At 52.5% G+C, this 13121-nt stretch carries 10 protein-coding genes; 4 read left to right on the forward strand and 6 right to left on the reverse strand.

Annotated features, from left to right (window positions below; genetic code table 11):
* Nucleotides 1-354 precede the first annotated feature (354 nt).
* Nucleotides 355-1926 carry a methyl-accepting chemotaxis protein gene (locus LOZ86_RS04590; protein ID WP_039486296.1) on the reverse strand — a complete coding sequence of 524 codons (1572 nt, stop codon included), beginning with the start codon at nt 1924-1926 and terminating at the stop codon, nt 355-357.
* Between the two features lie 326 nt (nt 1927-2252).
* On the opposite strand from LOZ86_RS04590, the gene nsrR reads away from it, so the two are divergent.
* The 3 genes from nsrR to rlmB all read left to right on the forward strand — a co-directional run bounded on the left by nsrR (nt 2253) and on the right by rlmB (nt 5993).
* A complete protein-coding gene (gene nsrR, locus LOZ86_RS04595) occupies nt 2253-2678 on the forward strand; it encodes a nitric oxide-sensing transcriptional repressor NsrR (protein ID WP_005974824.1) in 426 nt (141 codons plus the stop codon).
* Nucleotides 2679-2719: 41 nt separating this feature from the next.
* Nucleotides 2720-5176 (forward strand): ribonuclease R, encoded by a 2457-nt coding sequence (gene rnr / locus LOZ86_RS04600; RefSeq protein ID WP_230242900.1) that lies wholly within the window; start codon nt 2720-2722, stop codon nt 5174-5176.
* Nucleotides 5177-5261: 85 nt separating this feature from the next.
* Complete coding sequence (gene rlmB, locus LOZ86_RS04605) at nt 5262-5993, forward strand: 23S rRNA (guanosine(2251)-2'-O)-methyltransferase RlmB (RefSeq protein WP_039486291.1); 732 nt, start codon at nt 5262-5264, stop codon at nt 5991-5993.
* Between the two features lie 76 nt (nt 5994-6069).
* Here the strand turns inward: rlmB and LOZ86_RS04610 are convergent, their stop codons facing one another.
* Nucleotides 6070-7605: a methyl-accepting chemotaxis protein gene (locus LOZ86_RS04610; protein ID WP_080728082.1), complete on the reverse strand. Its 1536-nt coding sequence runs from the start codon at nt 7603-7605 to the stop codon at nt 6070-6072.
* A gap of 493 nt (nt 7606-8098) precedes the next feature.
* Here LOZ86_RS04610 and LOZ86_RS04615 point away from each other — a divergent pair, with 493 nt between their 5' ends.
* A complete protein-coding gene (locus LOZ86_RS04615) occupies nt 8099-8497 on the forward strand; it encodes a DUF350 domain-containing protein (RefSeq protein WP_039486288.1) in 399 nt (132 codons plus the stop codon).
* A 102-nt stretch (nt 8498-8599) separates the two neighbouring features.
* On the opposite strand, the gene bsmA is transcribed toward LOZ86_RS04615, so the two are convergent.
* The 4 genes from bsmA to LOZ86_RS04635 all read right to left on the reverse strand — a co-directional run bounded on the left by bsmA (nt 8600) and on the right by LOZ86_RS04635 (nt 12945).
* Nucleotides 8600-8908, reverse strand: a complete 309-nt coding sequence (gene bsmA, locus LOZ86_RS04620) for a biofilm peroxide resistance protein BsmA (protein ID WP_161546803.1) — start codon at nt 8906-8908, stop codon at nt 8600-8602.
* A gap of 116 nt (nt 8909-9024) precedes the next feature.
* On the reverse strand, nt 9025-9648 hold the full coding sequence (gene prfH, locus LOZ86_RS04625; protein ID WP_039513285.1) for a peptide chain release factor H: 624 nt from the start codon (nt 9646-9648) through the stop codon (nt 9025-9027).
* Nucleotides 9645-10766: an RNA ligase RtcB family protein gene (locus LOZ86_RS04630; RefSeq protein ID WP_039486283.1), complete on the reverse strand. Its 1122-nt coding sequence runs from the start codon at nt 10764-10766 to the stop codon at nt 9645-9647. The genes prfH and LOZ86_RS04630 overlap by 4 nt, the downstream gene beginning before the upstream one ends.
* A gap of 238 nt (nt 10767-11004) precedes the next feature.
* Complete coding sequence (locus LOZ86_RS04635) at nt 11005-12945, reverse strand: methyl-accepting chemotaxis protein (protein ID WP_230242901.1); 1941 nt, start codon at nt 12943-12945, stop codon at nt 11005-11007.
* Nucleotides 12946-13121: the final 176 nt, after the last annotated feature.

The following is a 13121-nucleotide window of genomic DNA, read 5'->3' on the forward strand; positions in this document are numbered from 1 at the left end:
AACTCTATTTATACGCTCATGTGTAAAAACAGAGAATAGCGGTAAAAAAATAATACTCAAATTATCTGAAAGTATACCCTAAATAATTCGAGTTTCAGGTAGTTGGCAAGCGAGGGAGTCCCGATGAGCTTACTCAAGTAAGTGATTCGGGTGACTGAACGTAGCCAACGCACATGCAACTTGAAGTATGACGGGTATATATCTATGAAATAGGTGTGTTAAGGGAGAAAAGGGTTCCTGCTTCTTCTCGTTATTTATTCGATTTTTTAGGGAATAGGCGAAAGCGGAGCTATCTGCGGGGGATGCCTGTAGTCAACGCTGGGCTGACTACAGGCGGTGCAATATACCCGTAGATTAGGAAAGGCGAGGATCGACCTGAAACAGCGCCATGGACCGCATCAACAGCTGAGACTGTTGCTCCAGCGACTGTGTCGTCGCCGATGAGGCTTTGACGAGCTGCGCGTTGTGCTGAGCGACCTTGTCGATCTGTGTGAAGGCGACGTTAACCTGCTCAATACCGCGATGCTGTTCTTGCGTGGCGGTGGAAATGTCTCGCATCAGCTGTGTAATACGGATGATTTCATCGGTCACTTCATCCATGGTTTCACCTGCTTTAGAAGCTAATTCAAGCCCTTCGGACACGCGCATCTGTGAATCCAAAATCAATGCGCGGATCTCTTTCGCCGCCTGTGCACTATGCTGCGCCAGATTACGCACTTCTCCGGCGACGACGGCAAAGCCTCTGCCTTGTTCGCCTGCGCGAGCGGACTCGACGGAAGCGTTCAGCGCCAGAATGTTGGTCTGGAACGCGATGCCGTCAATGACACTGAGAATGTCATTAATGCGCTTGGCGCTGGTGGCGATCTCCTGCATTTTTTCAATGACGTAACAGACAGACTCGTTGCTGCGGCTGCTGGTGTTCGAGACATTATTGGCGAGCTGATGCGCAAGTTCCGCATGATCGGCATTGAGTTTCACCGTCGCGCTCAGTTGCTCCATGCTCGCTGCCGTCTGTTCCAGTGCAGCAACGGATTCCTCGGTGCGTTGGGAAAGCTGAGCGTTTTCTTCAAACAGTTCGCGGCTACCGAGATCGATTTGCGTGCTGGCATCGCGCACCTGACTGACTGACTCCAACAGTGAACCCTGCATGCGGCCGATGGCATCATTGAGCCGACCCAGCTCGTTATCTCCGCCTTGAATCAGGCGGCGCGTCAGATTACCGCCAGCAACCTGCTCCAACTGCTCAATCGCATAGTCCAGCGGTTTGAGCAGCATGTGCCGGAGCGCGACCCAGGCTAATGCCACCAGCGTGATAGACAACAGGCTGGCAATGGCAATGAGCAGCAGCATGGTGCGTTCATTGCTCTCGGACTGTGCCAGACCCTGTTCGGAAAGTTGCTGAGCATACTGACGGAAATTCTGGATCGACAAATCAAAGGCTTCACTCAGCGGGCCGAGCTGTTTTTCCAGAACTTCATAATATTCGTCGGTATACTGTTTTTGCAGTGCACTCAGCATCGGGGTCATGCCCTGCTGAAAATAAGCCTGATAGGTTTTCAACACGTCCTGCGCCAGCGCCTGCTGTTTGGGATCGGCATTGGCCGATTTGATCACGCGTTCAATGTCTTCCTGCGATTGGTGGAGATGTTTCTCTACGACCCCGGTTTCCTTGGCACCGTCGTCCAGCAGGCCGATCTCGATTTTCCTGACGGCGAGCGTTGCTGAGGCGCGTGCGCTGAGCGTCTGGTTATAGCCGCTCATCAGGTTGCCCAGCTCAATGCCCTGAATCTGGTTTTGTGCTGTCAGCGTTTCCCTGTCTTTCTTAATGGCAACCACGCCCATGCCGCTGACGATAAGCAGCAACAGGGTCGTTAGCAGCAATAACGTTAATAAGCCGGTACGAATAGAAATATTTTTCAACCCCATGGTGTCCTTTTCCTTACGCCGCCTTCATGGGTGATAACCCAGTCATCATTGGATGTGGTGTGTGCAACGGAAGAGAATACGTTATCTGTGTTGCGGTGAGATAAAATTAAAAAGCTATGGCAGGCGTAAAAAGGGGCGGGCAAGAAGGGCATAAGCGAGAGCTTCCCGCAACACAGGCTTCTCTCACACAGATTTCTCGCAACGCAAAGGGTATAAATAATTAGCCGTAGCGTTTACGCCTGGTTTATTATCTGTTAATAGCGTTGGTTTTTCAGGGGCGTACTCAATACGCCAGTTAATGATACCCAGAGGTATCCGAGGTTTATGTGCAGTTAACAAGTTTTACGGATTATGGTTTGCGGGCGCTGATTTACATGGCATCGCTGCCGAGCGGGAAAATGACCAGCATTTCGGAAGTAACGGAAGTGTATGGCGTGTCCCGTAATCATATGGTCAAAATTATCAATCAACTTAGTCGTGCTGGGTTGGTGATGGCCGTGCGCGGCAAGAATGGCGGTATCCGTCTTGGAAAACCGGCAGAAACCATCCGAATTGGCGATGTCGTGCGCGAATTGGAACCGCTTACGCTGGTTAACTGTAGCCATGAATTTTGCCATATTACGCCAGCCTGTCGCTTAAAGCAGGTGCTTCAACAAGCGGTACAAAATTTCCTGCATGAGCTGGATCAATACACGCTGGCTGATATGGTCAAAGAAAACCCGCCGCTTTATAAATTATTGTTGGTTGAATGAGTTTTGTTCAGCCTCCTGCTGATGACAACGGAGGAACCGCAATGTCACAAGATCCATTCCTGGAACGAGAAGCAGAAAAATACGAATCCCCCATCCCCAGTCGTGAATATATTTTGGCGCACATCGCCAAGCGCGATACCCCGATTAGCCGGGAAGAATTAGCCACCGACCTGCAATTAACCGGAGAAGAAGCGCTCGAAGCGCTGCGCCGTCGCCTGCGTGCGATGGAGCGTGATGGTCAGCTTATTTTTACCCGCCGCCAGTGCTATGCGTTGCCGGAAAAGCTCGATCTGCTGCGCGGCACGGTCATTGGTCACCGCGATGGTTTTGGCTTCCTGCGTGTGGAAGGCCGTAAAGACGATCTTTATCTGTCGGCTGAAGAGATGAAACGGACGATTCACGGCGATGTTGCGTTGGCACAGCCGCTGGGTGCGGATCGTAAAGGACGCCGTGAAGGGCGTATTGTACGCGTGCTGGAACCGCGTACCGGGCAAATTGTCGGCCGCTATTTTGTCGATGCCGGTGTCGGGTTCGTGGTGCCGGATGACAGCCGCCTGAGCTTCGATATTCTGATCCCGAAAGAAGAAATTAACGGCGCTCGTATGGGCTTCGTGGTGGTGGTTGAGCTGACGCAACGCGCCACGCGCCGCACGAAAGCGGTGGGTAAGATCGTCGAGATCCTCGGTGACAATCTGGGCACCGGGCTGGCGGTGGATATCGCTCTGCGTACCCATGATATTCCGCACACCTGGCCGCCTAAAGTGGAAGAGCAGGTAAAGGATCTCTCCGAAGAGGTGCCGGAAGCCGCGAAAAAAGGCCGTGTGGATCTGCGTAAGCTGCCGCTGGTCACGATTGACGGCGAAGATGCTCGCGATTTCGATGATGCGGTGCACTGTGAGCCGAAACGCGGCGGTGGCTGGCGCTTATGGGTTGCGATTGCGGACGTGAGCTATTACGTTCGGCCGAATACGCCACTCGACCATGAAGCACGGGCGCGTGGCACCTCGGTATACTTCCCGTCGCAGGTGGTACCGATGCTGCCGGAAGTGCTGTCGAACGGACTCTGCTCGCTTAACCCGCAGGTCGATCGCCTGTGTATGGTCTGTGAAATGACCGTTTCGGCGCAGGGTAAGCTGTCGTCCTATAAGTTTTATGAAGCAGTGATGAGTTCACATGCGCGCCTGACCTACACCAAAGTGTGGAATATTCTGCAAGGCGACGCCGAACTGCGCGAGCACTACAAGCCACTTGTCGGTGGGTTGGAAGAGCTGCACCGCATGTACAAGGCGCTTGAGCACGCGCGTGAAGTGCGTGGCGGCATCGCGTTTGAAACGGAAGAGGCGAAGTTCATTTTCAACGCTGAACGCCGTATCGATCGTGTGGAAGCGGTGGTGCGTAACGATGCGCACAAACTGATCGAAGAGTGCATGATTCTGGCGAATATCTCCGCCGCGAAATTTGTGGAGAAAAACGAAGAACCTGCGCTGTTCCGCGTGCACGATCAGCCGAGTGAAGACCATGTCTTAGCTCTGCGTAGCGTGTTGGGCGAACTGGGGCTGACGCTGAAAGGCGGAATGAAGCCACAGCCGAAAGATTACGCAGAATTGATGAATGAGTTAGCTGACCGTCCCGATCGGGAAATGCTGCAAACGATGCTGCTGCGTTCAATGAAACAGGCGATTTATGACCCAGAGAACCGAGGTCACTTCGGTCTGGCATTAACGTCTTACGGCCATTTCACGTCACCGATTCGCCGTTATCCAGACCTGTCGCTGCACCGCGCTATTAAGTATCTGCTGAGCGATCGTCATGAGCGCTGGACGTCAACGGGCGGCTGGCATAGCGACATGAATGAAATGCTGCAACTGGGCATGCATTGCTCGATGACGGAGCGCCGTGCGGATGAAGCTACGCGTGACGTCGCGGACTGGCTGAAATGCGACTTTATGCAGGATCACGTGGGTGAGGTCTTTACGGGGATTATCGCCAGCGTGACCGGTTTTGGCTTCTTCGTACGCCTGAAAGATCTGTTTATTGATGGGCTGGTACACGTTTCCACGTTGGATAATGACTACTACCGCTACGACAATATCGGACAGCGGCTGATCGGCGAATCGCGCGGGCAGGTTTATCGCCTGGGTGATGAAGTCGAAATTCGTGTTGAAGCCGTTCATATGGATGAGCGCAACATTGATTTCGCCTTGGTTTCCAGCACGCGCAAAGTGCGTGGCGAAGGGAAAACCGCGCGCGACCGTGTGAAGAAACCGGAGTCGCGTGAGGCCAAGCCAAGTCGACGTCGTCGCAGTGCCAGCAAACCGGCCACAAATTTTGAGCCGGATGCCGCCTTCCGCAAAGAAGGCGATAGCAACGCGAAATCGGATAAGCCAAAAGCCAAGCCGAAAAAGAACCACGACAAAGCGAAAAAGAACGCGGAAAAAACGCGTAAAATCGCCGCCGCGACGAAGGCTAAACGAGCAAAGAAGAAATCTGAGGAATAACGAACGGCTTGACGTTGTAGAGACTTCGGTCTCTACAACCCGCAAGACGAATGTTATCTCGCTTTACACAATCTGAAGAGTATCAATGAGCGAAATTATTTACGGTATCCACGCAGTTAAGGCACTGCTTGAGCGCGATCCACAGCGTTTTCTGGAAGTCTTTATTCTGAAAGGGCGCGACGATCGTCGCCTTCAGTCCGTGATTGCGGATCTGGAAGCGCAGGGCATCGTCATTCAAGTGGCGAATCGTCAATGGCTGGATAAGCAGGCTGAAGACGCGGTGCATCAGGGGATCGTAGCGAAAGTCAAAGAAGGGCGGAAATATCAGGAAAACGATCTGCCTGCGATGTTAGACAATCTGGAAACGCCTTTCCTGCTGATATTGGATGGCGTGACCGATCCACATAACCTGGGCGCTTGCCTGCGTAATGCGGATGGGGCGGGCGTGCATGCGGTGATTGTGCCACGCGATCGTTCTGCGCAGCTAAATGCGACGGTGAAGAAGGTGGCCTGTGGTGCGGCGGAAACCGTACCGGTTATCAGCGTGACCAATCTGGCCCGTACGATGCGCCTGTTGCAGGAACGTAATATCTGGATCGTCGGCACGGCAGGTGAAGCGGATCATACGCTGTACCAAAGTAAGCTGACTGGGCCGCTGGCGCTGGTCATGGGCGCGGAAGGGGAAGGTATGCGTCGTCTGACTCGTGAACACTGCGATGAATTGATCAGTATTCCGATGGCGGGCAGCGTGTCTTCACTGAATGTGTCGGTTGCGACGGGCGTGTGTCTGTTTGAAGCCGTTCGCCAGCGCGCATAGTTGCTGTAGCTATCAATCATAACGAGGTGCCATCAGGCACCTCGTTGATTTTTTGGGTTGGTGTTCTAAATAGTGCTTATGCTGCAGGACTCGCCAGTCTGCGAACGTCTTGCTGCGAAGGCTGTAAAAGCCGGAAAACAGACACTGCATCAGACAGCACGATCGCCTGCTGTTCCAGCGACTGAGCGGCAGATGAGGATTGCTCCACCAGCACGGTGTTTTGCTGTGTGTTCTGATCCATTTCTATAATGGCCTGACCGACCTGAGAAATGCCGCGATGCTGTTCGTCAGAAGCGGTAGTAATGTCTTTCATGATGTCGTGGACCTGCGTCACTGACTGGACAATCCCTTCCATCGTTTTCCCCGCGCCGTTAACCAGTGCCGCACCGTTATTAATCTGCGAAACCGACTCGGCAATCAGTGTATCGATCTCTTTGGCCGCCTGTGCGCTGCGCTGTGCCAGACTACGCACTTCGCTGGCGACGACGGCGAAACCACGACCTTGTTCACCGGCTCGCGCAGCCTCTACCGCGGCATTCAGCGCCAGGATATTGGTTTGAAACGCGATGCTGTTGATCATTGAGGTAATTTCAGCGATGCGGTGGGAGCTTTGCGCGATATCGTGCATGGTGTTGACGGCTTTAGAAACCTGTTCTCCCCCTTGATTCGCAGTGTCAGAAGCATCCATGACCAGTCGGTTGGCCTGATGGGCGTTATCAGCATTCTGTTTCACCGTTGACGTCAACTGCTCCATACTGGCGGCGGTTTCTTCAAGCGCAGCAGCTTGTTGCGTTGTGCGAGAAGAGAGGTCGGTATTACCGGCAGAAATTTCCCCTGCGGCATAGGAAATCTGGTTCGCGCTGAGGCGAATTTTATCAATCATGCTGTGCAGATTGCTGTTCATCTGCCCCATGGCTGAAATCAATTGGCCTAATTCATCATGACGATCGTTGTGAAGTTGCACGGTGAGATCGCCTTCCGCAATCGCACGGGTGGCGTGTAATGCCTGATGCAGCGGGCGTACGATCTGCCGTGAGATAACAATGGCTGTGGTCAGGCCGAGTATAATGGCAATCAGCGTAATCACGCCCAGCTGTATGTCGCTGCTAATGACGTTACGGCCCGCGCGGCTCTCTTCCGTGAAGTAAAGTTTGTTGATGTTTTCCTGCAACACCGCCATCTGCTCGTTCAATTCACTGAGCCGCTGTTGGCTCACATCTGGGCTCATCACCTGCTGGCGTTGTGAAATATAAGCGCTGAGTGACGCATTGATATCCTGAATGGCACTTTTGTCTTCCGCTGGCCAGTGGCCTGTGTCGATCGCTTTCAGCAGCGCGGACAGCTCTTCCTTAATGTTACCGATCGCACTGTCGTGCTGTTCCAGATACTGTGCTTTACGCTCCAGCGCATAACCAAAGTTGCCTTCCCGCGCGACCACCGTCTTGTCATACATGGCACCAAGACGGCTGATGCGTTTTAACGATTGGTCGCTATTGTGTAATCCGTAAAAGCCGACCATGGAAAGGATGACTCCCATGACGAGTAATAAACCAAACCCTACCAATAACTTTCGCGTTACAGACAGGTTTTGAAATGACATCCAGCGCAGCATAAACCTCTTCCTTTCGTTCATTAATTATTTACCGTCATCGCAGGTCAATAACGGATTAGTTGTTGTTGTGTGTTTGCATAAAAAGCAGGTGATGAAGGTGAAACAGGCACTATCTAACTGATAAAAAATGCCTTATCTGTTATCGGCATTTCAGACGCAATGCTTATCCGTTTTCTTAAAAAATGTGAGGAGACTCGTGCGGATAGGATAGCTAGGTTGATAAAGCGTTCCGCTGGGGATTCCTGCGTTGTTTATCACATAAAGTCATGTATAAACACTTTGCTATGCAAGAATCATCTATACCCGTCATACTTCAAATTGCCTGTGCGTTGGCTGCCCTTACTCACCCCAGTCACTTACCTGAGTAAGCTCCTGGGGACTCGTGCGATTGCCGCCTTCACGCAACTTGAATTATTTAGGGTATATAATTCTTCTTTCTTCGCCTTATCTGTTGCTGATGCGCCAACGGGGCGCATTTAAAAGGAATATCGCTATGCCTATTGTTACGTCGCTACTCGCTTTCGCCTCTTATTTCTTTATCGGGTTTGCCATGGTGCTGGCCTTTCTGTTTATCTACACCCGCGTCACGCCGCATGATGAATGGGCGCTGATTAAAGAGAACAACGGTACGGCTGCTATTGGGTTTGGTGGGGCGTTAATTGGCTATGTGATCCCGCTTTCCAGTGCGGCGATTAATTCGGTGAGTCTGGTGGATTACATCACCTGGGGCGCCGTCGCGCTGGTGGTGCAATTACTGATTTATTTCGCGGTGCGCCTGTATATGCCGCGCCTCAGCCAGCATATCCAGAATAACGATATCGCCACCGGTGCCTTTCTCTGTGCCGCCTCGCTCAGCGGCGGAATTCTGAATGCGGCGTGTATGTCGTATTAATTTAGCGTTGCATGACAATACCGGGAATCTGCCCGGTATTGTTTGGCGGACATCTTTGCCTGCCAGCCTTGTTTACCACGTTTTGACAACTTGCCCGTATATTCAGCGGTATAGCACGGCGCGCGCGAACCACATGCCGGGGAGCGTCGCGGCCTCGGATTTCAGCACAATCACATAATAATGCGCGCCGGAGGCATCGGCTTTCTGTTGAAGGGCGTGATCCACATCATCAGCATTTCCGCGCATGCTAACCGAAATCGTCCCCGTTTTTTCCAACTGGCTGGTTTGTGCATAGCGAATTTCGAGCGCTTTCTCCGCAGGCGGCGGTGGCGCGACAGGCTTACCTTGGATGATCTGGCAGCCGGACAGCATCAGTATTAAGGGTAAGAAAAGTATCCGCACGATGTTCATCGTTTCAGCCTGACAGGAGTAGATAGCGGGAGTGTAGCGCTATCGTCGGGCCGATGGCATTCTCTTTAAGCGGGAAAATGACAGACGGGCAACGAGTGCCCGTCTGTGAGTTGAGGTTAGCGCGACGTGACCAGCGTAAAGTCTTCGCCTTTGAAGACTTTTACTGGATTGCCGCGTTCGATCTGGTGGTGGAACAGACGCCGCTGTGCCCGCAGTTCAGCATGCTGCTGTTGCTGTAACGCTTCCAGACGATAGGCGATGAGATAACAGGCCAGACGCTTGTTAGCGTGCTGGCTGCGTTCGCTCTGTACCTTCACCGTGATGCCGCTGGCGACATGGGTGGCGCGGACGGCAGACTCGGTTTTATTCACATGCTGCCCACCGGGGCCAGAGGATTTGGTGGCTTCAAAACGAATCTCGTTATCGGCAAACGCCTGTTCCTGATGAAAACGTGCGACGCCGATAAACCAGTTCTTACGTCCGCCACCTTTACGCCAGGGGCTATTGCACGTCCACTGAAGCGTACCGCACCAGTTAGTAGCCAGTGTTTCTGCCAGTTCACCGTTTAACAGAACCAGCGCGGAACGCAGTGTGCCAGCGCGTTTCCCTGCTTCGGTTTCGATAATTTCACATTCGATGCCTTGCCGCGCGGCATCTCGCGTTAGAGCCTGCAAAGCCTTTGCGGTTGCCAGCATGCATTCGTCCGGCCCCTGCGCGGCGGAGAGTTGAAGTAATATCATTTATCCTCCCCGCGCGTTTTGTAGGTGAGTACCGGTTTCAGGCGGGCAATCAGCGTGATTAATCCCGCCTGCTGCATCGCACCGATCACACTGTCTATTGGCTTGTAGGCTTCCGGCGCTTCCTGAAAAATCAACTGCCTGTCCTGACAAATCACGCGGCTGCCGAAGCGGGTACGCGCGAGTTGCTGAACGCTGTAACGTGAAGACAGCCGATCTTTACACTCCGTGCGCATCCACTTTCTGCCTGCGCCATGTGCCAGCGAATACAGGCTATCGGCGTGAGGAATGGGTTGCACGATGTAGCTGTAGTCGCCGCGCGAACCGGGAATGATGACCGGGCCACAGTCGGCGGGTGTCGCGCCTTTGCGGTGCAGCCAGCCGGAAATGCCCTCAATCGTTGCTGATGTCACCAGATTGTGGTTCACATCCAGTGCGGCATCGCCTTCCGTATGCCAACGTTCCAGCATTCGCTGTGCGATCAGTCGCCGATTGTGGGTGGCAAACGTCAGCGCGAACTGGTGCTGTTCCAGATACGACTCCGCGGCAGGCGTGTTGGCTTCAAGCCCCTGATGGCCGAATTCCCGCACGTGGGCTTCCAGTATGGTTTGTCCTAATCCGCGTGAGCCGCTGTGAACGAGCAACAACAGCTGTTTAGGATCAATATGCAGAGCGTGCAGCGCATCTGGCTGATAGATTTCATCAAGTTGCTGTAATTCCGCAAAATGATTACCGCCGCCGATGGTGCCCAGCGAATAGCGAAAATCCGCCAGCGATGGGGGAATCTCGATATCGTCTTCCAGTGGCCCATCGATATTACCCAGCCGTTTCTCCAGCTTATCCAGCGAAATTTTGTTGGCGTTCAGGCTTGTGCGCCAGAGCGCCATGCCGCAGCCGATGTCGTTTCCGACCAGCGCCGGATAGAAGCGCTGCTGTGAAAAAAAGGCGGCACCGATAGGGTAACCCCGGCCCGGATGCAAATCTGGCATGCCGGTCACGCGAACCATATCGGGAAGTTGTGATGTAATTTGAAGCTGTTGGATTGCTTTATCTTCAATCCAGGTATTTTCCGTCGCGATCACACTGACGCGCGCCGAAATAGAGCGAATAGCATTGCCCATAGATCATCCTGCTGATCAATTTAAAAATAGGGTAAGGCAGGCTACAGCTGGGGGGGGATAACGCAAAGCGGAAAAGAATGCGGAATTAGTCCCGAGATGTCCTGCAAAGAATCAGAGTAAGTGTTGTCATGATGTCGTCTCCTTTGTCAGTGTGGGGGTTGGGTGAAAAAACGCCGGCATAATACGCAAGTAACGGCCATCGTGCAATACCTGCGACACGATGGCCGTTACTGGCTTTTTAAATACGGAAGACGCTGACCAACTCGCTGAGGTGGTGGCCTTTCTGGCGCAGGTTATGCGCGGTGTCTTCCGAATTGTTGACCAGAATGGCGTTTTCCTGTGTTGCCTGACCAATCTGTACAATCGCGATGTTCACCTGGCTGATACCGGCGGACTGCTCGCGTGAGGCGATATCGATATCGTTCACGATGGTGCTGACTTGCAAGATGCGGTTACGCAAATCATCCATTACCGCCTGCGTTTTTTCTGAGAAATGATAACCCGCTTCGATTTTCTCCAGTGATTCATCAATCAGGGTTTCAATCTCTTTTACTGCGGTAGAACTGCGCTGTGCCAGCGCCCGCACTTCAGCAGCAACCACGGCGAAGCCTCTACCATGCTCACCCGCACGAGCGGCTTCTACTGCGGCATTCAGCGCCAGAATATTGGTCTGGAAAGCGATAGATTCGATGACTGTCGTGATATCAGCAATCCGCTGCGATGAGTTCTTGATGTCGCTCATCGTCGACACGGAGTCGGTGACGGTCTGGCTGCCGTTGCGTGCTGCTGCGGCGCTCTGCTCTGCCAAATCTTTGGCGGCAGAGACGTTATCGGCATTCTGTTTCACGCTGGCGGAGAGTTGCTCCATGCTGGCAGACGTCTCTTCGACGCTACTGGCCTGACGGGCAATCTGCTCGCTGATGTTTTCGCTATCGGCAGCCAGCGCATCGGTGCTGGCACTGATTTCTTCGGATGAATTTCTCACTTGCGATACGATGGTCGTTAGCCCTTGTCCAATGCCGTTAATGGCATCGATCAGGCGGCCAACTTCATCATAACGGTTGCTTGAGAGCGTTGCTGTCAGGTTACCGGCAGAAAACTGTTCCGCCACTTTAACGATTTCAACCAGCGGCTGGCTCAGCCATTTGCGCGTCAGTACGACAAAGAATCCTGCGAAGAGCAGAACCAGAATAATGCCACCGCCCAAAAACAAGTTACGGGTGTGGTTAACCTCTGCCATTAGGCTTTCTTTGCTCACTGCGCCTGCAACAATCCAGTTCCACTGCGGAATGCTGCGGTACACCATGATTCGGGTTTTTTCTTCGCCCGTCATCGTGTTGTTGTCGTATTCGAGCGTACCATTACCGGTTGCCAGCACGTTCTCTAGCGCACCTTCTGACCAGTCAGGGCGTTGGTTGGCATTGCTTTGGTGATAAAGATAGTTACCCGCATCCTTTCCTTTTTTCGTGCTAAGGACAAAGAAATGGCCGGTTTCACCGATTTTCTTGTTCAGGATAGTTTGTTGCATCTCGGTAAATTGCTTCGTGATGTCGACACCAACGAACAGAATACCGATCACCTTGTTTTCACTATCGCGTATCGGTTGATACTGGGTGATGTACTGTTTGCCAAACAGTGTGGCTAAACCACTATAGGTGTCACCTTTCATCACGGGCGCATAGGCCGGGCTTTCACGATCGAGTTTGGTGCCTATTGCACGCGATCCATCTTCTTTTTTCAGTGAAGTGGTGATGCGCGTAAAATCCTCACCATCGCGGACAAAAATCGTTGAGATCGCGTGGGTACGGCTTAGAAAGTCGTCCGGCACTTCGGTGTTGAGGTTCAATACCGTATCGCCAGCCTTAAGCGTTGGGTGAGAGGTGCTGCCGAAAGGCGTGCGGTTAACGGTATCCAGTGAAAACCGCGTTGGCAGAAAGCTTGCCAGCAGCCGCGTATAGTTGCTGACCTCGGCTTGTAGGCTGGCATCGTACATGTTGATCATGTCGGTGACGCCATTCACCTGGCTCTGCATGTCGTTAAGGGTCAGAGCTTTGAGCTGATTGCCTGCTGATCGGGTAAGGGATAGGGTGAATGCGATAAAAAGTATCGCCACGCTCAGTGAAGCGATGGCTGATAGCTTGATACCCAGGCCCCAGTGTTTAAAAGAAAGTCCCAACATATGTGTGTCTCTTATAATAAAAAAGGTTATTTTTTAGTCTTGCTTCACATGCGTTAACGGCAGTAAATGGAAAAAAATTAATCACGGAGTGTAAACATTCATTTCAGTTATTGATCTAGATCAATGTGATTTTTTTATTTACATAAATGCGCCGATTAAACCCGAACGGAATCAAG

This window comes from Pectobacterium parvum (assembly GCF_020971565.1).
Taxonomy (GTDB): Bacteria; Pseudomonadota; Gammaproteobacteria; order Enterobacterales; family Enterobacteriaceae; genus Pectobacterium; species Pectobacterium polare.